The following is a 22952-nucleotide window of genomic DNA, read 5'->3' as shown; positions in this document are numbered from 1 at the left end:
TTCATCGAGGCTAATCCTTGACATCATTCCAAAATCGAGTAATATAGCAAATAGATGTTAGCACTCCGATATTTCGAGTGCTAACAGGCAAAGAGGAGGTGGCAGAGATGGAGCTGGATCAGCGTAAGGTGGTCATCCTTACAACGATTATTAAAAACTATCTGGAGACCGGTGAACCGGTCGGCTCGCGTACGATCAGCAAGTATTCCGGACTCAGCCTTAGTTCTGCTACGATCCGTAACGAGATGAGCGACCTCGAGGAAATGGGCTACATCATGCAGCCGCATACCTCCGCCGGTCGTATCCCGAGTGATAAGGGATACCGCTTCTATGTCGATCAGCTGATGGAGCATCATCAGCATGAAATCGATGATGTGAAAACGGAGATGTTCGAGAAGGTCGATAAGCTGGAGACGACCCTGAAGCAGCTCGTAAAGAACCTGGCACAGGATACTAACTACGCTGCGGTGGTCACCGAGCCGTCGATCCATACGAATAAGATCAAGTTCATCCAGACGTCGATCGTGGATGCGAGAAGAGTGCTTCTCGTCATCATGATGCAGGGCAACATCGTTCGAACCGCAACGGTGATGCTGAGCGGACAGGATGAGCTGGACTTTAACCGTATGCTGAGTATCAACATGCTCCTGAACGACACACTGGATGGCCTGAGTGGTGAAGAAATCACCGAGGGGCGGATCGGACAGATCCTCGCCCGGACACAGCATAAGGATGCAGTGGGTGCGATCCTTCAGGCGATCATCAGCATACTGGATATCCGATCCGGGGATGCACGCATCTATACGTCCGGTGCTACGAATATTTTCAAGTATCCGGAGCTCACGGAGTCGGACAATGCTTCCCGCCTCATCAATGCCTTCGAATCGAAGGTCGAGCTCGCCGAGCTGGTCCATGAGGTGCAGGGAAACGAGCCGGAAAAGAAAAATCAGATTCAGGTATACATCGGCAGTGAATCACCGATGGAAAACATGGCGGACTGCTCCGTGGTCACCGCAAATTATGAGCTCGGTAACGGGCTTCGAGGAACGATCGGTGTGATCGGGCCGAAACGCATGGATTACGAAAAAGTGCTGGAGGTTCTCTCGAAGATTCAGGGAGAGATGGATCAGGCATTTCGTTCATAGAGATGTACAGAGAATGAACGGAACATCCGGACAGGATGTGATAGGAGGTTATCTTGATAGACGAAGAGTTAAAGAAGTCTTCCGAGGAGCAGGGCACCGAGGAGACAAATGCAGGAAAGACGGCGGAGCAGGAAGCTCCGGCAGCAGATGCTGTGAAGGATACAGAAACGACGGAGAGCGATGCAAAGGATGCCGGAGAGGCAGAGAATGCAGAGCAGAGTGCGTCAGCTGAAGCTTCGGATGCAGACACCGAAAAGCTGAAAAAGAAGTATGAGGACGCGCTGGCAGAGCAGAAGGATAAGTACATCCGCCTCTATGCCGAGTTCGATAATTACCGTAAGCGGACCGAGAAGGAGAAGTCACAGAACTTCGACTTCGGTGCACGCGAGGTCATCGAGAAGCTGCTTCCAGTGGTCGATAATTTCGAGCGTGCGCTCGGTACCGTGGATCCGGAGGATGAGGGCGACGCCTTTACGAAGGGCGTACGTGGTATCTATAAGCAGCTCGAAAAGATGCTTGAGGACCTCGATGTAAAGGTCATTCCGGCAGAAGGCGAGAAGTTCGATCCGAATCTGCACAACGCCGTGATGACCGATACCGAAAGTGATGCCGAAGAGGATACGATCACCCAGGACCTGATGAAGGGCTATACCTACAAGGGCCAGGTGGTTCGTCACTCGATGGTCAAGGTTAAAAAATAAAGTATGTTCATTCCGCCGGGAAACCGGCGTTTGAAGCACCTTCACCAGAGCGCGGAAGCAATCCGGTGATGGCAAGTAGATAGATTACAAGTTTTTATAATTTCGTTTTAGATAAAGGAGATATTGTTATGGGAAAGATTATTGGTATTGACTTAGGTACGACAAACAGCTGTGTAGCTGTTATGGAAGGTGGTAAGCCGACCGTCATCGCAAACGCAGAGGGTATGAGAACAACCCCGTCTGTCGTTGCTTTTACAAAGAATGGTGAGCGTCTCGTCGGTGAGCCTGCAAAGCGTCAGGCCGTCACCAACGCAGATCGTACCATCTCTTCCATCAAGAGACATATGGGTTCAGACTATAAGGTAAGCATCGACGGTAAGGACTATACCCCGCAGGAGATTTCTGCGATGATCCTCCAGAAGCTGAAGGCAGATGCAGAGGCATACCTCGGTGAGAAGGTAAGCGAGGCAGTCATCACGGTTCCGGCATACTTCAATGATGCACAGCGTCAGGCAACCAAGGATGCCGGTAAGATCGCCGGCCTCGATGTAAAGCGTATCATCAACGAGCCGACCGCAGCTGCACTTGCATACGGCCTCGATGAGGGCGACGAGCAGAAGGTTATGGTATATGACCTCGGTGGTGGTACCTTCGATGTATCGATCATCGATATCGGTGACGGTGTCATCGAGGTTCTTTCAACCAACGGTGATACCCGCCTCGGTGGTGATGACTACGATGCACGTATCCAGAACTGGATGATCGAGGAGTTCAAGAAGGCAGAGGGCGTCGACCTCAGCCAGGATAAGATGGCCGTTCAGAGACTGAAGGAAGCCGCTGAGAAGGCAAAGAAGGAGCTTTCTGCTTCGACCACCACGGAGATCAACCTTCCGTTCATCACGGCAACCGCAGAGGGCCCGAAGCACCTCGATATGACGCTTACGAGAGCGAAGTTTGAGGAGCTGACCGCAGACCTCACTGAGAGAACCGCTGTTCCGGTACAGAATGCACTTCGTGATGCAGGTATGACGGCCGCAGAGCTTTCAAAGGTTCTTCTCGTCGGTGGTTCGACGCGTATGCCGGTTGCACAGGAGAAGGTAAAGCAGCTGACCGGTAAGGAGCCGAGCAAGACCCTGAACCCGGATGAGTGCGTAGCTATCGGTGCGGCGATCCAGGGTGGTAAGCTCGCCGGTGATGCCGGTGCCGGTGATGTTCTTCTTCTCGATGTAACACCGCTGACACTTTCCATCGAGACCCTCGGTGGTGTGGCAACACCGCTCATCAAGAGAAATACAACCATTCCTACCCATGCTTCTCAGGTATTCTCTACCGCAGAGGATAACCAGACCGCTGTAGACATTCATGTCGTACAGGGTGAGCGTGAGTTCGCAAGAGATAACAAGACCCTCGGCCAGTTCCGTCTGGATGGTATTCTCCCGGCACGTCGTGGCGTTCCGAAGATCGAGGTATGCTTCGATATCGATGCGAACGGTATCGTAAATGTATCCGCGAAGGATCAGGGTACCGGTAAGGAGCAGCACATCACCATCACCTCCGGTTCGAATATGAGCCAGGATGATATCGATAAGGCCGTAAAGGAAGCTGCTCAGTATGAGGCAGCCGACAAGGAGAAGAAGGAAGCCATCGAGACCAGAAATGGTGCAGATTCCATCGTCTTCCAGACCAAGAAGGCACTGGAAGAGGTTGGTGATAAGGTTTCTGCTTCCGATAAGTCTCAGGTTGAGGCGGATCTGAAGGCACTCGAGGATGTCCTCGCAGCAAATCCGCTCGAGTCCATCACGAAGGACGGCGCAGAGAAGATCAAGGCTGCACAGGAGACCCTGATGAAGTCTTCGCAGTCCCTGTTCTCAAAGGTGTATGAGCAGTCACAGGCTGCCGGTGCAGCAGGTCAGGCTGGCCCTCAGGGCGCAGCAGATCAGGGTGCAGCAAACAGCAACCCGGATGACAACGTAGTGGATGGCGATTTCAAGGAAGTTTAATTCCTGAAAGACATACGGAAAGCCTCCGGCGCATGCGCCGGAGGCATACGTTCGTCTTGTGAGAAAGAAAATCAGCAGGAGATAGAAACACATGGCAGAAAAGCGTGATTACTATGAAGTCCTCGGCGTGGATAAAAACGCAGATGACGCAACGATAAAGAAGGCATTCCGTAAGCTTGCCAAGAAGTACCATCCGGATGCGAATCCAGGTGATAAGGAGGCGGAAGCCAGATTTAAGGAATGCAACGAGGCCTATGCAGTTCTTTCGGATCCGGAGAAGAGAAAGGCGTATGACACCTATGGCCATGCAGCCTTCGATCCGAACTCGGCAGCTGGTCAGAGTACAGGCTATGGTGGCTTCGACTTCGGTGGCATGGACTTCTCCGATATTTTCGGAGACCTGTTCGGCTTCGGCGGTCGTGGGGGATTCTCCTCCTATGGCGGTGCCAGTCGAGGAAACCAGCCGACCCGTGGTCAGTCGATCCGTACGAGTGTTCGTGTCAGCTTCGACGAGGCCATCAAGGGCTGTAAGAAGAACATCAAGATCCGGTATAAGGATACCTGCCCGAAGTGTAATGGTACGGGCGCGAAGCCGGGCACACAGCCGGAGACCTGTTCGAAGTGCGGCGGCCGTGGACAGGTGGTGATGACACAGCAGAGCATGTTCGGTACGGTGCAGCAGGTGGTGACCTGTCCGGACTGCCATGGCTCGGGTAAGATCATCAAGGAAAAGTGTCCGGACTGCCGTGGCGAGGGCTACATCGCGACGGAGAAGAACATCGAGCTGACGATCCCGGCCGGTATCGATGATGGACAGACCTTGCGCCGTTCCGGTGGCGGTGATCCGGGAACCAATGGCGGTCCGAGAGGTGATCTTCTCGTCGATGTCGCGGTTTCCCAGCATCCGTTCTTCAAGCGACAGGGTACGAATATCTACTCGACCGAGGAGATCAGCTTCGCGACCGCGACACTCGGCGGTACGAAGGTGATCAAGACCGTGGATGGTCCGGTGGAGCTGAAGATCAAGCCGGGCACCCAGTCGGATACGAAGACGAGACTGCGTGGCAAGGGTGTACCGAGCCTGAGCAACCCGAATCTTCGAGGCGATCAGTATGTGACGATCGTCGTCAATATTCCGACGAAACTGAATAAAAAGCAGCGTGAGGCACTGAAGGCTTACGCGGAGGCCTGCGGCGAGACCGTAGACGCATGATGATACCCGATTCCCCGGAGGACTGCAGTAGCTGTCCTCCGGGGCTGTTTTTTTAGATTCTTCCACTTTTCTGTATCGTCTGTTATAATAGCGGCGGTTTAACATCAGATTTCGTTTGATGCGATACGCGAGTACGCATGTGAGGAAGAAATGCATCATTTTTTTGTAGATAGAACAGACATCGATACCGAGGCACGGCTGGTGCGGCTCACGGGTGAGAATTACCGGCATCTCAGACAGGTGCTTCGGGCGAAGCCGGGGGAGAAGGTTCTGATTTCCGATGGCGAGGGGACGGACTATGAGTGCACGGTTTCAGAGATTCATGATGCGGACGGGTGCGCGGAGGCGGAGATGAGCGCGGAGGAGGTGCTGCTCCATATCGATTTCGTGGAGGAGATGCATGAGCTGCCGGCGGATATCTATCTGTTTCAGGGGCTTCCGAAGCAGGATAAGATGGAGCTCATCGTGCAGAAGGCCGTCGAACTCGGTGCCCATGCGGTGATCCCGCTCGATACGAAAAACACCGTCGTAAAGCTCGATGAGAAGCGGGCAGCGAAGAAGGTCGAGCGCTGGCAGGCGATCGCTGAGGCGGCTGCGAAGCAGTCGAAGCGTTCCATCATCCCGGAGGTGATGCCGGTCATGAAGTGGAAGGATGCCATGCGCTTCGTGGAAAACTTCGATCTCCGGCTGATCCCGTATGAAAACGCGAAGGATATCCGTCATACCATGGAGGAGCTTCGGAAGCTTCCGAAGCATGGAAAGATCGCGGTTTTCATCGGACCGGAGGGCGGATTTGCGGATGTGGAAATCGAGGATGCCATGGCGCATGGCATCGAGCCGATCACCCTCGGAAAACGCATTTTACGTACAGAAACAGCGGCAATCACCAGTATGAGCATCCTGATGCTGACCCTGGAATCGATCGAGGCGTAAGCCTGAAAAGCGAAAGCCGGTGAACATGTTTCGGGATATGTCACGGCCGTTCATAGAAAGACAGGACATAAACATGAGAGAAATTTATTTTGATAATTCTGCAACGACGAAGCCGTATCCGGAGGTTGTGGAGCTGATGATGAAGACCCTGACCGAGGATTACGGAAATCCGTCCTCGAAGCACACGAAGGGCTTCGACGCCGAGAAGTATTTCCGTCATGCGCGGGAGCAGGTGGCTGCGACCCTGAAGGTGAAGCCGAAGGAGATCTTCTTCACCTCCGGCGGCACGGAGTCAAACAATACCGTGATTTTCGGGACGGCGATGGCGAAGCGAAAGCAGGGAAAGCATATCATCTCTTCCGCGTTCGAGCATGCGGCGATCTACCGTCCGCTGGATGTGCTCGTCGAGCTCGGCTACGAGGTGACCTATCTTCCAGTGGATGCGAAGGGACATATTTCCCTCGATGATCTTCGTGCGGCGATCCGTCCAGATACCATCCTGGTGACGATCATGACCGTGAACAACGAGATGGGTGCGATCGAGCCGATCGAGGAGATCGGACGTGTCGTGAAGGAGTGTAATCCGAATACATGGTTCCACACGGATGCGATCCAGGCCTATGGCAAGATTCCACTTCGTCCGAAGCTGCAGCATGTTGATATGATGTCGGTATCCGGTCATAAGCTGCATGGCCCGAAGGGAGTCGGTTTTCTCTATAAGGACGAGAAGATCCGACTGCGCCCGCTGATTTATGGTGGCGGTCAGCAGGAGGATATGCGCTCCGGTACCCATGATGTTCCGGGCATCGCGGGCCTCGGTCTCGCCGCCGAGATGGCCTGCGCACATCTCGAGGAGAATAAGGCCTCCCTCGAGGCACTGAAGGACTACTTCATCGATTCTCTGGAAACCCTCGAGGGTGTCACCATCAATTCCGAGCGCGGCGCACTGTCCGCACCAAATATTCTCTCGGTATCCTTCGAGAAGGTGCGTGCGGAGGTACTGCTGCATGCACTCGAGGAGAAAGGCATCTATGTCAGCTCCGGTAGTGCCTGCTCCAGCAATCACCCGGGTATTTCCGGTGCGCTGAAGGCGATCGGTGTGAAGCCGGAGCTGCTGGACTCCACGATCCGTTTCTCCTTCGGTGCCGAAAATACGAAGGAAGAGGTCGATATCTGCATGGACGCGCTCCGTGAGCTGCTTCCGGTGCTTCGTCGTTTTACACGATTCTGACCCAAAAATCGAAGTGTCCTTTATAACACAGAAAGTGAATTTCTAGAAAGAGAGTAGAAGATGATCTGGAGAAAATTTACGATTCATACGACGACCGAGGCGGAGGATATCCTCAGTGCAAACCTGGCGGAGCTCGGCATTGACGGCGTACAGATCGAGGATCGCATCCCGCTGTCCGAGGAGGATACGAAGGGGATGTTTATCGATATCCTGCCGGAGATCGGACCGGATGACGGCACAGCGGAGGTAAGCTTCTATGTCGAGGTGCTGGATCCGGAGCAGAAGCAGGACCGGCTCACGAAGGTACAGAAGATGATGGAGGATCCAGCGGTCGACGCCAGCTACATGCCGAACACCTCAAACGTCTATACTCCGCAGGAGCTGAAGAAGCTGCTTCAGGAGGTGCAGGAAACCCTCGATGAGATGAAGCAGTATGTCGATATCGGCCTCGGCACGATCGATACCTCCGACACAGAGGATAAGGACTGGATCAATAACTGGAAGACCTTCTTCCACCCGTTTACCGTCGGGGATCTCCTGATCAAGCCGACCTGGGAAGCCGTTCCGGAGGAGGATCGGGATAAGCTCGTCATCGCGATCGATCCGGGTACCGCCTTCGGCACCGGCATGCATGAGACTACCCAGCTCTGCATCCGCCAGCTGCAGAAGTACATGCAGGCAGGTGATGAAATCGCGGATATCGGTACAGGCTCCGGTATCCTCGGCATCACCGCGCTGAAGCTCGGCGCCGGCCATGTCTACGGAACGGACCTCGATGAGGAAGCTGTGCCGGCGGTGCACGATAATCTGCAGGCGAACGAGCTCCCGGAGAGCTGCTTCGATATGGTGGTGGGCAATGTGATCGGCGATGAGGATATCAAGACCCGGATGGGTCTCGGAAAGTACGACATCGTGGTGGCGAACATCCTGGCACCGGTCATCGTACTGCTGACTGCTGAGGTGGGACCGCTTCTTAAGAAGGGTGGCCTCTTCATCACCTCCGGTATCCTCGACCAGCGTGAGGCAGAGGTCCTCGAGGCTTTCCGCCAGCATGAGGACATCTGGGAGGTACTGGAAGTCAACCACCAGGGCGAGTGGGTCAATGTGACCGCACGCCGTAAGTGATCACATCAGAAAAACACATCAAAAAGGCGCCCCGTTCTCTGCGGGACGCCTTTTTCTGACCGTATCTGAATGGTGATTCGATGAAGATACGGATATGTTTCTTACTTGCCGTTACACCAGATGAGCTCGGCTTCGTTTACAGCCTTTTCAACCATCGGGATCATCGCGTCATACACGATCTGCTCGGAAGCGCGGATCTTCTCCGGTACCGGCTTCGTGACCGGATGCTTCGCGACGAAGATGGTGCAGCAGTCCTCAAACGGCTCGATGGAGGTTTCATACGTGCCGATCTTCTGGGCGATGTCGATGATCTCCTGCTTATCGAAGGCGATGACCGGACGGTAGACCGGAAGATGGCAGACCTCGTTGGTGCAGACGAGGGACTGCATGGTCTGGCTCGCAACCTGACCGATGGACTCACCGGTGATGAGTGCGATACAGTTTCGCTTCTCGGCGATGGCCTCGGCGATACGCATCATATAACGACGCATGATGATCGTCAGCTCCTCGTGCGGGCACTCCTCGTAGATCTTCAGCTGGATATCCGTGAAGTTGACGACATGCAGCGCGATCGGTCCTGTGTAGCGGGCGACTTCATTGGCCAGATCCACGACCTTCTGTTTCGCACGCTCGGAGGTGTATGGCGGTGCATGGAAGTAGGTCGCCTCGAGTACGGCACCACGACGTGAAATCATGTAGCCGGCCACCGGGCTGTCGATACCGCCGGAGAGGCAGAGCATCGCCTTGCCGTTTGTACCGAGCGGCATACCGCCGGCGCCCGGAAGCACCTCGGAGAAAATGTTGACATACTGACGGATCTCGACGCGAAGCAGCACATCCGGATGATGTACATCGACGGTGGTGTTCGGGTACTTCGTCAGGATATCGTAGCCGAGCTCAGCGTCGATTTCCGTGGAGCTCATCGGGAACTCCTTGTCGGCACGGGTCGTGCGGCACTTGAAGGTCAGCGTACGATCACCGTAGACCTCGCCGAAATACGTAAGCACCTGATCACTGATCGCACGATAGTCATGTGTGTTCTCCATCTGGATCATCGGGCAGATGCCGACGATACCGAAAACGTGCTGAAGTGCATCCACGGTCTCTTCGTAGTCATAGTTCTCCGACTTCGCCGTTACATAGATACGTCCGCGCTCACGGGTGACACGGAACTCACCCTCGACGCGCTCTAGCTTCTTCCGGATGTCATGCACGAGGGCATCCTCGAAGATATAACGATTCTTCCCCTTCGTGCCGATCTCCGCATACTTGATGAGAAAGCTCTGATACTGCATAAAACCTCTTTCTGTACAGGGATGAAGCGAGCCGCCGATGCCATCCGCACCGTGCCCGCCAGACAAAAAATGAGTACGCACCGAACAGCGCGCACTCATCATGATACTTGTTAATTTATCAGCTTAATGATACGATTACTGCGCGATGATATAAGGTGTCAGCGCATTGACGATCTCATCCATGCGACCTGCGTCCGCGTGAATGTTCAGATCGATCGGCTTGCTGAGGTCCAGGGAGAAGATACCCATGATGGACTTGGCATCGATTACATAGCGGCCTGATACGAGGTCGAAGTCAACATCAGTGAACTTCACGAGCTCATTGACAAAAGACTTTACTTTATCGATAGAATTAAGCGAGATACGAACGGTTTTCACGATTTAGTCCTCCTTAAAAATATTATTCATAATACAGATTAATTCTAGGAAAACGCTTATCAAAAGTCAATAGAATGGAATACTTTAAATTAACTGCTGCCATGCATAATCTGGGTTGCAAGGTCAATGCCTATGAAGCGGACGCGATGCTCGAGGAGCTCCGCCGCGCCGGCATACGGATCGTGCCCTGGGAGAGCGTCGCAGCCGACATCTATATCATCAATACCTGCTCCGTCACAAACATCGCCGACCGGAAGTCGCGGCAGATGATTCATAAGGCCCGGAGCATGAATCCGGCGGCCGTCGTAATCGCAGCCGGCTGCTATGTACAGGCGCGCGCCGCGGAGCTTCAGATGGATACCGCGGTGGATATCCTCGTCGGTAATCAGGAGAAGGGCCGTCTGCTGTCGATTCTCGAGGCGTACTGGACGACCCACCCGGACAGGCTTCCAGCGTCCCTCCGTGCTTCTGGCGCTGATGCAGACGAGCGGCACGTATATACCGATCCGGAGGTCCGTGTGTCCGCCGCTTCGTCCGTGGACGCTGCCGCCGACCGGACTGCAGTGATCGACCAGGCGCAGGCGGACCGATCGAACGCTGCCTGCTTCGTGTCGGATATCGCAGAGCCACAGCCGTACGCGAAGCTCCGGGCCGGTGAGATCGCCGATCAGGGACGGGTCTTCATCAAGGTGCAGGATGGCTGCAATCAGTTCTGTGCCTACTGCATCATCCCATACGTGCGCGGACGCATCCGCTCGCGTTCCATCGAGGACACGGTGAAGGAGGTCGCAGATTTCGCCCGTCGCGGCTATCACGAGGTCGTGCTGACCGGCATCCACCTCTCTTCCTACGGCCTCGATTTCGATCATGCGAACTATGAATATGCGATGAACCATGAGATTCCGTCGACGCATCTCCTCGCACTGATCCGTGCGGTGGCGGCAGTACCGGGCATCGCGCGGGTTCGTCTCGGCAGCCTCGAGCCGCGTATCATCACGGAGTCGTTCGTCGAGGAGCTGCGGGCGATTCCGGAGCTATGCCCGCACTTCCACCTTTCGCTCCAGAGTGGTTCAGACCGCATCCTGGCAGCGATGAACCGGCACTATGATACGGCAGCCTTCCGTCACTCGGTCGCGCTTCTTCGTGCAGCCTGGCCCGAGATGGCGATCACAACGGATGTCATCGTCGGCTTTCCGGGGGAGAGTGAAGCGGATTTCGAGGATTCCTGTCGCTTCGTCGAGGAGATCGGCTTCTACGAGCTGCATGTTTTCAAGTACAGCCGGCGGCAGGGAACGGCGGCCGACCGCATGCCGGCGCAGCTTACGGATCGTGTGAAGTCCGAGCGCTCCGAACGACTGATGAAGCTTGACGCGCAGCAGTCCGAGGCCTTCCGCCGCCGCTTTCTCGGCCGGAACGAGGACGTGATTCCGGAGGAAATCGTCGAGATCGAGGGGCGCCCGTATCTTCGTGGCTATAACCGGTGCTATGTGCGCTATCTGATTCCTCTTTCGGATGCGGCAGAGGGAGCTTGTAAAATCGGCCAAATAATGCAGGTATGTGGACAGGAAATCTGTGGAGGATGTGTACTTGCATTGGTTTTATAAATGTTATAAAATTAATTGAGTTATTAAGAGGACGTGACAAAATGAATGATTTAGGCAGTACACAGATTATCCGACCGATGCAGGAGTGCGATCTGGATGTGACAGAGGTTCTGGCCCGTGTCTATGAGGCACTCACGGAAAAAGGCTATAATCCGATTAATCAGATCGTTGGATACATTATGTCGGGAGATCCGACGTACATTACCAGCCATAAGGGGGCGAGAAGCCTGATTATGAAGGTGGAACGCGACGAGATCATCGAAGAGCTGATGAAGACGTACGTGGACGCGAAGCTGAGCAGGTAATGTGTTGATGATGAAGAGTCTGTCCTGTGGGACAGACTCTTTTTGGGTAATGAAAAGAGGAGACCGGCATTCTGGCGCAGGAATCCCGTGAAGGGACCTGCGCGGGACGGCATCCACTCAGAACATACGGATAGGATAAGCATTTATGAGAATACTGGGACTCGATTACGGCTCGAAGACCGTCGGCGTCGCGATGACCGACGCGCTAGGCATGACGGTACAGCCGTATAAGACCATCCAGCGGGACCGGGAGTCGAAGCTTCGGCAGACCCTGTCTGAAATTGCAGAAATCGTCGAGCAGTACCAGATCAAGAAAATCGTGATGGGACTGCCTCTTAATATGGATGATACCGAGGGGGATCGCGCAGCGAAAACGAGAGACTTCGCAGAGAAGCTGAAGCTACGTGTGGCGGTTCCGATCGAGTTTACCGATGAGCGCCTCACCACGATGGAGGCAGAGGAAATCCTCGATCAGAGTGGTATCCCGCGGAGTGAGCAGAAGAAGGTGATCGATCAGGTCGCCGCACAGCTCATCCTGGAACAGTATCTGAGGGGCTGAGACCCTTCAAGGATAAACATCGACGTCGCATGCCGGGCTTCCGCGCGGGTGCGGCCATGAACATGACAAAGGAGCGGACATGGAAAATACTATCCGACTGACATCAGAAGATGGAAATCTGGAACTTGAGATCCTGGAGGAGACGACCGTCCAGGGCGTGAATTATATTCTGGTTACGGATGCACCGGAGGGTGAGGACGGCGAGTGCTACGTCATGAAGGACGTTTCCGGCCCGGAGGATGCAGAGGCAGACTACGAGTTTGTAGATGATCAGGAATCCGAAGCATTGATGCAGATCTTTTCTGCGCTCCTAGAAGGAGAAGGTATAACGATTGAGAAATCATGAACACACTGCCGGAGAGAAGGCAGCAGAAGTAAAAGAAGTAAAAAAAGTAAAAAAAGTAAAAGAAGTAAATCATGCAGAGCTTCCTACCGGTGAGGCGGCGAAGCGTCCGACCCACCGCAGACGGAGGCGCCCATCCACGAAGGGCAGAGAGAGCACGCAGGACACCGAGAGCACGGCTGCTCTGCAGAGTGCGGCAGCGGACAGTGCGGTGAAGGAAGAGGCACCTGCAGCGAAGCGAAGCTCCACACGGAGACGAAGCACACGAAAAGCCGAGACACATGAGAATATGGTGAGTGCAGCGGCATCTGCAGCCGGTGCAGTCGTGGAGGTACCGGAACAGCAGAAGAGCGCCAGCCGAAGCCACCGCAGCAGCAGAAGAAAGAAGTCAGATGAAGTACAGATGAAGAAGAACGGCAGTATTAAGATCATTCCGCTCGGCGGACTCGATCAGATCGGCATGAACATTACCGCGTTTGAGAGTGATGACAGCATCATCATCGTGGACTGCGGTCTGGCTTTTCCATCCAACGATATGCTGGGGATCGACCTGGTCATCCCGGACATCTCCTATCTGAAGAGCCACATGTCGAAGATCAAGGGCTTCGTCATCACCCACGGACATGAGGACCACATCGGTGCGCTGCCATATGTTCTGCAGCAGATCAATGTGCCTGTGTATGGAACACGGCTGACGCTTGCACTCATCGAGGGAAAGCTGCGTGAGCGCGGACTCGACCGCCTGGTGAAGCTGAACGTACAGGCCTTCGGTGATATCGTCGGCTTCGGCGATATCAAGGTGGAGTTCATCAAGACGAATCACTCCATCCAGGATGCAGCCGCGCTCGCGATCTTCACACCGGCCGGTACCATCGTTCACACCGGCGACTTCAAGGTCGACTATACACCGGTCTTCGGTGATCCGATCGATCTGCAGCGCTTCGCTGAGCTCGGTAAGGAAGGCGTCCTGGCGATGATGTCTGATTCGACGAATGCGGAGAAGCCGGGATCTACGATGTCGGAGCGCACCGTCGGGGGTACCTTCGAGCGTATCTTTGCCGAGCACCAGCAGAACCGTATCATCGTGGCGACCTTTGCGTCGAACGTCGATCGTGTACAGCAGATCATCAATACCGCCGCGAAGTATAAGCGGAAGGTCGTGGTGGAGGGTCGTTCCATGGTGAATGTCATCACCGTAGCGTCCGAGCTTCACTATATCGATATCCCAGAGGGTACCCTCATCAGCATCGATGAGCTGAAGAGCTATCCGGATGAGCAGACCGTACTGATCACGACTGGATCTCAGGGTGAGTCCATGGCGGCACTGAGCCGTATGGCGAGCGGTATGCACCGGAAGGTTCATATCAAGCCGAACGATGTTGTCGTGCTTTCATCTCACCCAATTCCTGGTAACGAGCTCGCGGTGGATAAGGTCATCAATGAGCTGAGTATGCTTCATGCACAGGTCATCCTGCAGGATACCCACGTATCCGGCCATGCCTGCGGCGAGGACCTCAAGCTCCTGTACTCGCTCGTCAAGCCGGAGTTCGCGATTCCGATCCACGGCGAGTATCATATGCGGGATACCGCATCACGTCTCGCCGCCTCGGTCGGTGTCGAGCGTGACCACTGTCTCATGATCGAGAACGGTGACGTACTGGAGCTCACGACACGAAGCGGAAAGTCGGAGGCACTGATCAAGGATCATGTCCAGGCCGGTGGCGTCTTCGTCGATGGTCTCGGTGTCGGCGATGTCGGAAACATCGTCATCCGCGATCGTCAGAACCTGGCGCAGAACGGTATCATCGTCGTCGTACTGACGCTCGAGAAGTATTCAGGTCACCTGCTGGCTGGTCCGGACCTCGTGTCGCGTGGCTTCGTCTATGTACGGGAGTCCGAGGACCTCATGGAGGAGGCACGCGTACAGGTGCAGGATGCGGTCGATGACTGCCTCGTACGCCACGTGAACGACTGGGGCAAGATTAAAAATATCATCAAGGATTCGCTGTCTGACTTTCTCTGGAAGAAGATCAAGCGTGATCCGGTGATCCTTCCGATCATTATGGAGGTTTAAGGCATGCGCCGAAACGATTCCGTGTCCAGGACAGCCGGCTTCATCACCGGCATGGCCTGGCGCGTTATTCTGATTGCAGCCATCATTTTCCTGCTGCTGCAGGGGATCAGGGTGGCGTACAGCTATGGTCACGGACTGTTCTATGAGCATGCCCTGGCTGGTGCCGGTGCACCGGAGCAGGCGTTCGTCATCACCGATGGCGAGAGCTTGGACCGGCTTGCGAAAGACCTTGAGGAGGCCGGGCTGATCGATAATCGTCAGGCCTTCGTGCTGCAGGCGCATCTCTATGAACTCGAGATCGAACCTGGAAGCTATACACTGAGCCCGTCGATGACGGTGGTCGACATCATCGAGCACCTGAGTCAGGAGGGCACGAAGAACAAGGAGCTGGCGGATAAGAATCTGCTGGCAGCACAGGAAAGTACAGCGGCAGCGGAAGAGACCGGTGCGGACGGTACGGAAATCGTCGGCGGTACGGAGGACGAAAACCTCATCCAGCAGGATGCGGCCCGTGCCATGACAACAGCAGATAGTGAGGAAAAGAACCCTTGATTACGGATGAACGGCTTGTGAATTATATTCATTCACTGGAACCGGATCGTAGTGAGCTTCTTGAAACCATCAGAGCAGAAGCGCTCGCAGCGGAAATCCCGATTATCCGGGATGAAACGGCGGCGCTTCTTAAGTGTTTCATGAGGATGCTTCGACCGAAGCGGATTCTGGAGATCGGTGCGGCGGTCGGCTACTCCGCCCTCTGCATGGAAGAGGCCTGCGACGGGCAAGCGGAGCTGCTGACGGTGGAGAGCTATCCACCGAGAATCGAAGCGGCGACATGGAACTTCGCGCGCAGCCCGTACCGGGATCGCATCACGCTGGTTCCGGGGGATGCGGGTGCACTGCTCCGACGCCTGGTTGAGGAGGGGCAGCACTTCGATTTTATTTTTATGGATGCGGCGAAGGCGCAGTATATCGTCTGGCTGCCGGACATCCTCCGACTGATGTCGCCGGGCAGCGTGCTCGTCAGCGACAATATCCTGCAGGACGGCAGCATCATCGAGAGCCGTTACCAGGTGGAGCGGAGGGACCGCACCATCCATACCCGCATGCGGGAGTATCTCTTCCGCCTGAAGCATGAAGAGGCACTGGAAACCGCGATCCTGCCGGTCGGCGATGGCGTGTCGATCAGTGTTCGAAAATAAAACACATAGATAAACGTCGCATCGATGAGTGTCAGATGGATGCACATCGAGTAGATGATGTCAGATAGATGGAGAGAGCATATGCTGAAAGAAACAGAGCTTTTGATTCCGGCAGGTTCGCTGGACGTATTAAAGACCGCCGTGAACTATGGGGCGAATGCCGTTTACTTAGGCGGTGAGGCCTTCGGTCTTCGGGCCAATGCAAAAAACTTTACACTGGAGGAGATCCGCGAGGGTGTCGCCTACGCACATGCACATCAGGTGAAGGTTTTCGTCACCGCGAACATCTTCGCCCATAATTACGACCTCGATGGTGTGCGTACCTACTTCCAGGAGCTGGCGGAGACCGGCATCGATGCGGTGCTGATCGCGGACCCGGGTGTGTTTATGATCGCGAAGGAGGTCCTTCCGGCGTCCATCGAGCTGCATATCTCGACCCAGGCGAACAACACGAACTGGCAGACCTTCCTCTTCTGGTGGCAGCTCGGCGCGAAGCGGGTCGTCTGTGCACGTGAATTGAGCCTGAACGAGATCCGGGAGCTGCGTCGTCATATTCCGGAGGAGATGGACATCGAGGCCTTCGTGCATGGTGCGATGTGCATGTCCTATTCCGGGCGCTGCATGTTGAGTAATTTCCTGACCGGTCGCGATGCGAACCGGGGTGCCTGCACACATCCGTGTCGCTGGAAGTACAGTCTCGTCGAGGAGACCCGTCCGGGTGAGTATTTTCCGGTGGTTGAGAACGAGCGTGGCACCTATATCTTTAACTCGAAGGATCTCTGCATGATCGAGCATATTCCAGAGCTGATCGAGGCCGGCATCGATTCACTGAAGATCGAGGGACGTATGAAGACCGCGCTCTATGTTGCGACGGTCGCACGGACCTATCGCAAGGCCATCGATGATTATAAGGAGAGCGAAGAAAAGTACCGCGCCAACATGGAGTGGTACAAGCAGGAAATCGCGAAGTGTACCTACCGTGAGTTTACGACGGGCTTCTACTATGGACGTCCGACGCAGGATGATCATATCTATGACAGCAACACCTATGTGACGGGTTCCATCTACCTCGGCACGATCCGTGAGAGCGATGCAGAGGGCTGGAGCTACCTCGAGCAGAAGAACAAGTTCTCCGTGGGAGAGCAGCTCGAGATCATGAAGCCGGATGGCCGGGATCTGCCGATCACGGTGCTGGAGATCCGGGATGCGGCGACCGATGTCGTACAGACATCCTGCTCGCATGCCTGTCAGCAGCTGAAGGTGCGCTTCAGTACAGCTCCGGAGGCCGGCGATATCATCAGAAAGGAAAGCGCTGAGAAGCAGGCGCTTGACTAACGCGTATGGAAGGAATTTTCATCGTTCTGGGGGTCGCGTCCCTGCTGTATGTGATCGCGATCATCATGATTCATGGACTGACCAGCTTTCTATGGTTCTGGCCGCTTTTTGCAGCGGTCCAGTTCCTTATGTTTGCACTGGTACGCTATGTCCGCAGAAAACAGCGGGAGAAGAAGCGGATCCATCCAGGCCCCTTCGTGTTCATCTTTACGAGCTATGGTCTCTGGATGCTGGTGCTGCTCGCGCTTCTCGGCACGATCTTCTTTAATGCACATACGGTCGAGCAGAAGAACCTCGACTATGTGATCGTGATGGGGGCAGATCTCGTCGATAACCGGATCTCACCGTCACTGAAGAAGCGTCTGGACTGTGCCGTCGCGTATGCGAAGGAAAATCCGGACACCATCTTCGTGCTGTCCGGCGGCCGGAGCGATTATGATCGAAGCACCGAAGCGACGGTCATGTACTACTACATGATCAAGGCCGGCATCCCGGAGAACCGTCTTCTGCTCGAGTTCTACTCCCACTCCACGCAGGAGAAGATCGGCTTCTCGCTTCGAACGATACAGCAGGATCAGGAGGCCCGTCTCCGGGAAAGAGCGAAGACGCACCCGGGACTTATGGTGCCGCTGCGCAGTACAGACGGGGAGGAAATCGGGGTCATCCTGGGGGAGGAAAAGCCGATCACCCTCGGGATCATCACCTCCGAGTTTAATCTCTTCCGGGCCTGCCGCATCGCGGCGCGCTTCGGCTATCCGGATGCCTGTCCGATGGCGACCGAGACGAGTGAACTGATGCTCGTTCACCTGAGCGTTCGGGAAGCCATCGCGGTCTTCAAGGATCGTCTGATCGGAAATATATAGAAAAAGAGGAAGCTGAATGAAGAATTATGAGCTGATCGAGACCAGAAGGATCGATGAACTTTCGACCGATGCGTGCATCTACCGTCATACGAAGAGCGGTGCCCGCATCTTTACCATGAAGAACACGGATGACAATAAGGTCTTCAGTATCGCCTTTCGCACCCCGGCGGAGGACAGCACCGGCGTGGCCCACATCACGGAGCACTCCGTGCTGTGCGGATCTGCGAAGTTTCCGCTGAAGGATCCGTTTGTGGAGCTTGCAAAGGGCTCCCTCAACACCTTCCTGAACGCGATGACGTATCCGGATAAGACCGTGTATCCGGTTGCCTCCCGCAACGAGAAGGACTTCGAGCATCTGATGGATGTCTACCTCGACGCGGTGTTCCATCCGAACTGTGTCGAGGATCCGCGTATCCTCCAGCAGGAGGGCTGGCACTATGAGATGATGGACGAGCAGGATGCGCTTCGCTATAACGGCGTCGTCTACAACGAGATGAAGGGTGTCTTCTCGAACCCGGAGTCGGTGCTCGAGCGCTACATCATGAACGCCCTCTTCCCGGATACCTGCTACGCGAACGAGTCCGGCGGTGATCCGGCGGTGATCCCGGAGCTTAGCTTCGACCAGTTCCGCGCGTTCCATGCGCGCTACTATCATCCGTCCAATGCCTACATCATCCTGTACGGCGATATGGATATGGAGAAGAAGCTCGCGTGGCTCGATGAGGCCTACCTCTCGGAGTTCGATGCGATCGATCCGGATTCCGATATCCCGCTGCAGCCGGCGTTTACCGAGCTCCATGAGGAGGAAATCGCGTATTCCGTCGGAGCGCATGAGTCGCTCACAAAAAATACCTACCTCGCCTGGAACGTCGTGGTGGATGCACTCGATAATAAGCGGAACCTCGCCCTCGATATCCTGGACTATGTGCTGCTTTCCTCACCGGGTGCGCCGCTCAAGCAGGCCCTCGTCGAGGCCGGTATCGGAGATGATATCTTCGGCGGCTTCGAGGATGGTATCCGCCAGCCGTATTTTTCTGTCTGTACGAAGGGCGCGGATGCGAAGGATAAGAAGCGCTTCCTCTCCATCATCGACACGACCCTCCGGAAGCTGGTGAAGGAGGGCCTCGACCAGCAGGCGATCCTCGCCGCCATCAATCATGATGAGTTCCAGTACCGTGAGGCGGACTACGGACGTTCACCGAAGGGCCTCGTCTATGCACTGACTGCGATGGATACCTGGCTCTATGGCCGGGAACCATGGGAGTATCTCTTCTGTACGCAGTGCTATCAGGAGCTCCGCGAGGACGCGAAGCATGGCTACTTCGAGAAGCTGATCGCAGAGTGTCTGCTGGACAATCCGCATGCAGCCCTCGTGATCTGTAAGCCGGAGCGCGGGCTCACCGAGAAACGGGAGCAGGCGCTCGCGAAGAAGCTGGCGACGATGAAAAAAGGGATGACACAGGCGGAGCGGATCGCCTGCATTGACCAGACGAAGGCGCTGAAGGCTTATCAGGAGGAACCGACCTCCGACGAAAACCTCCGGAAGCTTCCGCTGCTCAGCATCTCTGATATCGGAAAGCAGGCCGAGCGCTATCACTGGGAGGAGAAGCGGGTGGAGGATACTCTGCTGCTCGAGACGAGTCGGGATACCCGCGGCGTGATGTATCTCCGCTTGAATTTCAATACGCAGTGCCTCACCGAGGAGGAGCTGCCGTACGCTGGTTTCCTGAAGACCGTGCTCGCGTATATGGATACGAAGCAGCATAGCTTCCAGGACCTGTCCTCGGATGTTCTGCTGCATACCGGCGGCATGAACTTCGATATGAACGCGTATCCGGACCTCGATCACTATAATCACTATACCGGCATCTTCAGTGTGGAGGTGAAGCTGCTCTACGAGCACCTGGACCGTGTCCTCGCACTGATCCGTGAGATCCTGCATACGACGAAGTTCGAGGATACGAAGCGGATGGCGGAGATCCTCGCGGAGGCCCGCTCCCGGGAGCGGATGAAGATCGAGGGCGCCGGCCACAGCTATGCCGTGAACCGTGCAAGCGCCTGCTTCTCCGGCACCGGACGATACCAGGATCTCGTGGGCGGCATCAGCTACTACCACTTCATCAACCGCGTCGCGGATGCCTTCCATGCGGATCCGACGACCCTCGGCCGGAAGCTCTGGGAGATCGCGGATAAGCTGTTCCGCCTTGAGAACATGTTTGTGTCGATAACGGCGGAGCCACAGGGCATCGCGGCGTTCGAGCAGATCTATCCGACATGGAAGGAAAACTACCGCCGTGATCTTCGCGAGAAGGAGCTGCTCCGCGAGATACTGGATGCGGACTATATCGCCGGTACCCATACAGAAGCCGATGAAGAAAAGCCGCAGCTCATCCTCCACGGCAGCCGGAACGAGGGCTTCCGAACCCCGTCCCAGGTAAATTATGTCGCCAGGGCCGGCTGGTACGATCCGACGAAGCATCCGTATACCGGTGCCCTGCGCGTACTGAAGATGATTCTGAACTACGACTATCTCTGGCTCAATCTCCGTGTGAAGGGCGGCGCCTATGGCTGCATGGCCGGCTTCGGCCGCTCCGGTGAGGGCTATCTCTGCTCCTACCGGGATCCGCATATTCAGGAGACCCTGGCCTGCTATGAGGCGCTTCCGGCGTATATCCGGAGCTTCAGCGCAAGCGAGCGGGATATGACGAAGTACATCATCGGCGCCATCAGTGAGCTGGATACGCCGCGTACGAACGCCAATGTTGCCGCCCTCAGCGTCAGCGCCTTCCTCTCCCATGTGTCGAACGAGGCACTGCAGCGAGAGCGCGACCAGGTGCTCGCGACGACGGTAGAGGATATCCGCGCACTTTCGGACTATGTGGAGGCGGTGCTGGCGACCGGTGCCGGCTGCACCATCGGCAGTGGAACAGAAATCGATGCACATCAGGATCTCTTCCTGACAACAGAGGAGCTTTTTAAATGATCAAGACAGGCTTTGTGGCGCTCGTGGGGCGCCCGAATGTAGGAAAATCAACCTTGATGAATCACGTGATCGGCCAGAAGATCGCCATCACCTCGGAGAAGCCACAGACGACCCGTGGCCGTATCCAGACGGTCTATGACGACGAACGCGGCCAGATCATCTTTCTCGACACGCCGGGTATTCACAAGGCGGCCAATAAGCTCGGCGAGTACATGGACCATGTGGCGGAGAAAACCCTCGAGGACGTCGATGTTATCGTCTGGCTCGTGGAGCCGACCACCTATATCGGCGCCGGTGAGCAGCACATCGCGGAGGTGATGAAGAAGTACGACAAGCCGAAGATCCTCGTGATCAATAAGATCGATACCCTGAAGGATCCGGCGGTCGAGCTGACGGCGGCCATCGAGAAGTATCGTGACCTTATGGAGTTCACAGAGATCGTTCCGGTCTCTGCCGCGCGTGCCCGAAACATTGACGAACTGAAAAAGGTGATTTTTCAGTACCTTCCGGAAGGGCCTCGTTACTATGATGAGGATACCGTGACCGACCAGACGATGCGTGAGATCGCGGGTGAGCTGATCCGTGAGCAGGCGCTTCGGAAGCTGAAGGATGAGGTGCCACATGGCATCGCGGTGCTGATCGACGAGATGCACCAGCGGAAGACCGGCATCTGGGACATCAAGGCGACCATCGTCTGCGAGCGGGATGCGCATAAGGGTATCATCATCGGAAAGGGCGGCGCGATGCTGAAGCGCATCGGTACCGGTGCCCGTATCCAGATCGAGCGTATGACGGAGGATAAGGTGAATCTCCAGCTTTTCGTCAAGGTACGAAAGGACTGGCGTGATTCGGATACCTTCCTGAAGAACTACGGCTTTAAGGACGAGACCTGAGCGCCATGCAGGAGGAACTTGTTTTTCACGGGCTGGTGCTGAACTCGGCCTCGTCCCGTGATTTTGATAAGCGGCTCTGTGTTCTCACAAAGGAGCAGGGAAAGATCACCGTCTGGGCGTCGGGCGCGAAGAAGCCGGGTTCCCCGCTCATGGCGGCGACACGGAATTTCGTCTTCGGTGCGTTCAGCGTGACGAAGGGAAGGGCCGGCTATAATCTCCGCTCGGTGAAGGTGAACGAGTATTTCGAGGACATCGCGCTGGATCTCGTCAACGCCTGCTACGGTTCGTATCTGCTGGAGCTGGCGGAGCTCGTCGCCCAGGAGAATCTTCCGGCGGAGGAGCTGGTGAATCTCATCTACCTGTCGCTCCGGGCGATTCTGAAGGAGAGTATCCCGAACGAGCTGGTACGGCGTATCTACGAGCTTCGGGTGCTCCTTTTAAATGGCGAGTACACAGAGCTTCCGCCACTCGAGGCCTCCGACGCCTGCTGCTATGCCTGGCAGTATGTACTGGAGTCGCCGCTCACGAAGCTCTACACCTTCACGCTGACCCCGGGCGTACTCATCGAGTTTTCGCAGAACGTGGATCTCGTGCTCCGCGACGCGTTGCCGTACCACTTCCGCTCGCTCGATATCCTGAAAGCACTGTGACGCGACGTCTGTTTGTACGGGCGCAAAAACAGGCAGGGGCTGGATTTTTCGACGGTCCCGATGTATAGTTGGATGAAGCGTCTATCGGCGCAGTACTGATTAACTTTATTCTTGGTCGCACTC

General features: G+C 55.6%; 21 protein-coding genes. 19 read left to right on the top strand and 2 right to left on the bottom strand.

From position 1 onward, the window contains the following. Positions 1-107: 107 nt before the first annotated feature. From hrcA to prmA, 7 genes are all read left to right on the top strand, one after another. The gene (gene hrcA, locus ACTNC3_RS05890) at positions 108-1145 is read left to right on the top strand and encodes a heat-inducible transcriptional repressor HrcA (protein WP_441226787.1); all 1038 of its coding nucleotides are present in this window, start codon (positions 108-110) and stop codon (positions 1143-1145) included. Positions 1146-1198: 53 nt separating this feature from the next. Further along, complete coding sequence (gene grpE / locus ACTNC3_RS05885; protein WP_441226786.1) at positions 1199-1846, top strand: nucleotide exchange factor GrpE; 648 nt, start codon at positions 1199-1201, stop codon at positions 1844-1846. Positions 1847-1974: 128 nt separating this feature from the next. Beyond that, entirely contained in the window at positions 1975-3846 is a 1872-nt protein-coding gene (gene dnaK, locus ACTNC3_RS05880) for a molecular chaperone DnaK (protein WP_441226785.1), read from the top strand. 91 nt (positions 3847-3937) lie between these two features. After that, complete coding sequence (gene dnaJ / locus ACTNC3_RS05875; protein WP_441226784.1) at positions 3938-5059, top strand: molecular chaperone DnaJ; 1122 nt, start codon at positions 3938-3940, stop codon at positions 5057-5059. A 150-nt stretch (positions 5060-5209) separates the two neighbouring features. Continuing rightward, complete coding sequence (locus tag ACTNC3_RS05870) at positions 5210-5992, top strand: 16S rRNA (uracil(1498)-N(3))-methyltransferase (RefSeq protein ID WP_410042931.1); 783 nt, start codon at positions 5210-5212, stop codon at positions 5990-5992. 73 nt (positions 5993-6065) lie between these two features. Further along, positions 6066-7223, top strand: coding sequence for a cysteine desulfurase family protein (locus tag ACTNC3_RS05865; RefSeq protein ID WP_410042932.1), 1158 nt, complete (start codon positions 6066-6068; stop codon positions 7221-7223). 60 nt (positions 7224-7283) lie between these two features. After that, entirely contained in the window at positions 7284-8348 is a 1065-nt protein-coding gene (gene prmA / locus ACTNC3_RS05860) for a 50S ribosomal protein L11 methyltransferase (protein ID WP_441226783.1), read from the top strand. Positions 8349-8449: 101 nt separating this feature from the next. Here the strand turns inward: prmA and thiI are convergent, their stop codons facing one another. Next, positions 8450-9643, bottom strand: a complete 1194-nt coding sequence (thiI, locus tag ACTNC3_RS05855) for a tRNA uracil 4-sulfurtransferase ThiI (RefSeq protein ID WP_410042934.1) — start codon at positions 9641-9643, stop codon at positions 8450-8452. A 135-nt stretch (positions 9644-9778) separates the two neighbouring features. After that, positions 9779-10021, bottom strand: a complete 243-nt coding sequence (locus ACTNC3_RS05850; RefSeq protein WP_410042935.1) for an HPr family phosphocarrier protein — start codon at positions 10019-10021, stop codon at positions 9779-9781. A 74-nt stretch (positions 10022-10095) separates the two neighbouring features. Here ACTNC3_RS05850 and mtaB point away from each other — a divergent pair, with 74 nt between their 5' ends. The 12 genes from mtaB (at position 10096) to recO (ending at position 22829) form a co-directional block, all read left to right on the top strand. Beyond that, positions 10096-11625, top strand: a complete 1530-nt coding sequence (mtaB, locus tag ACTNC3_RS05845) for a tRNA (N(6)-L-threonylcarbamoyladenosine(37)-C(2))-methylthiotransferase MtaB (protein ID WP_441226782.1) — start codon at positions 10096-10098, stop codon at positions 11623-11625. 41 nt (positions 11626-11666) lie between these two features. Then, on the top strand, positions 11667-11930 hold the full coding sequence (locus ACTNC3_RS05840; RefSeq protein ID WP_410042937.1) for an IreB family regulatory phosphoprotein: 264 nt from the start codon (positions 11667-11669) through the stop codon (positions 11928-11930). A gap of 145 nt (positions 11931-12075) precedes the next feature. Continuing rightward, the gene (gene ruvX / locus ACTNC3_RS05835; protein WP_410042938.1) at positions 12076-12489 is read left to right on the top strand and encodes a Holliday junction resolvase RuvX; all 414 of its coding nucleotides are present in this window, start codon (positions 12076-12078) and stop codon (positions 12487-12489) included. Between the two features lie 79 nt (positions 12490-12568). Continuing rightward, positions 12569-12835, top strand: a complete 267-nt coding sequence (locus ACTNC3_RS05830; RefSeq protein ID WP_410042939.1) for a DUF1292 domain-containing protein — start codon at positions 12569-12571, stop codon at positions 12833-12835. Positions 12836-13235: 400 nt separating this feature from the next. Further along, positions 13236-14906, top strand: coding sequence for a ribonuclease J (locus ACTNC3_RS05825; RefSeq protein ID WP_441226814.1), 1671 nt, complete (start codon positions 13236-13238; stop codon positions 14904-14906). A gap of 3 nt (positions 14907-14909) precedes the next feature. Next, positions 14910-15458, top strand: coding sequence for an endolytic transglycosylase MltG (locus ACTNC3_RS05820; RefSeq protein WP_441226781.1), 549 nt, complete (start codon positions 14910-14912; stop codon positions 15456-15458). 17 nt (positions 15459-15475) lie between these two features. Continuing rightward, positions 15476-16105: an O-methyltransferase gene (locus tag ACTNC3_RS05815; protein WP_410042941.1), complete on the top strand. Its 630-nt coding sequence runs from the start codon at positions 15476-15478 to the stop codon at positions 16103-16105. A gap of 84 nt (positions 16106-16189) precedes the next feature. Further along, positions 16190-17440, top strand: a complete 1251-nt coding sequence (locus ACTNC3_RS05810) for a peptidase U32 family protein (RefSeq protein WP_441226813.1) — start codon at positions 16190-16192, stop codon at positions 17438-17440. Between the two features lie 5 nt (positions 17441-17445). Then, positions 17446-18303, top strand: coding sequence for a YdcF family protein (locus ACTNC3_RS05805; protein ID WP_441226780.1), 858 nt, complete (start codon positions 17446-17448; stop codon positions 18301-18303). A gap of 16 nt (positions 18304-18319) precedes the next feature. Continuing rightward, complete coding sequence (locus ACTNC3_RS05800) at positions 18320-21286, top strand: insulinase family protein (protein WP_441226779.1); 2967 nt, start codon at positions 18320-18322, stop codon at positions 21284-21286. Next, a complete protein-coding gene (gene era / locus ACTNC3_RS05795; RefSeq protein ID WP_410042944.1) occupies positions 21283-22179 on the top strand; it encodes a GTPase Era in 897 nt (298 codons plus the stop codon). The genes ACTNC3_RS05800 and era overlap by 4 nt, the downstream gene beginning before the upstream one ends. A 5-nt stretch (positions 22180-22184) precedes the next feature. Then, positions 22185-22829: a DNA repair protein RecO gene (recO, locus tag ACTNC3_RS05790; protein WP_410042945.1), complete on the top strand. Its 645-nt coding sequence runs from the start codon at positions 22185-22187 to the stop codon at positions 22827-22829. Positions 22830-22952: the final 123 nt, after the last annotated feature.

Origin of the sequence: Oribacterium sp. HCP3S3_B9 (assembly GCF_052064255.1) — a bacterium.
In the GTDB taxonomy this organism is placed as follows: Bacteria; Bacillota; Clostridia; order Lachnospirales; family Lachnospiraceae; genus Oribacterium.
The sequence above is the reverse complement of the archived record's forward strand: the minus strand, read 5'-3'. Positions and strand labels throughout refer to the sequence as shown.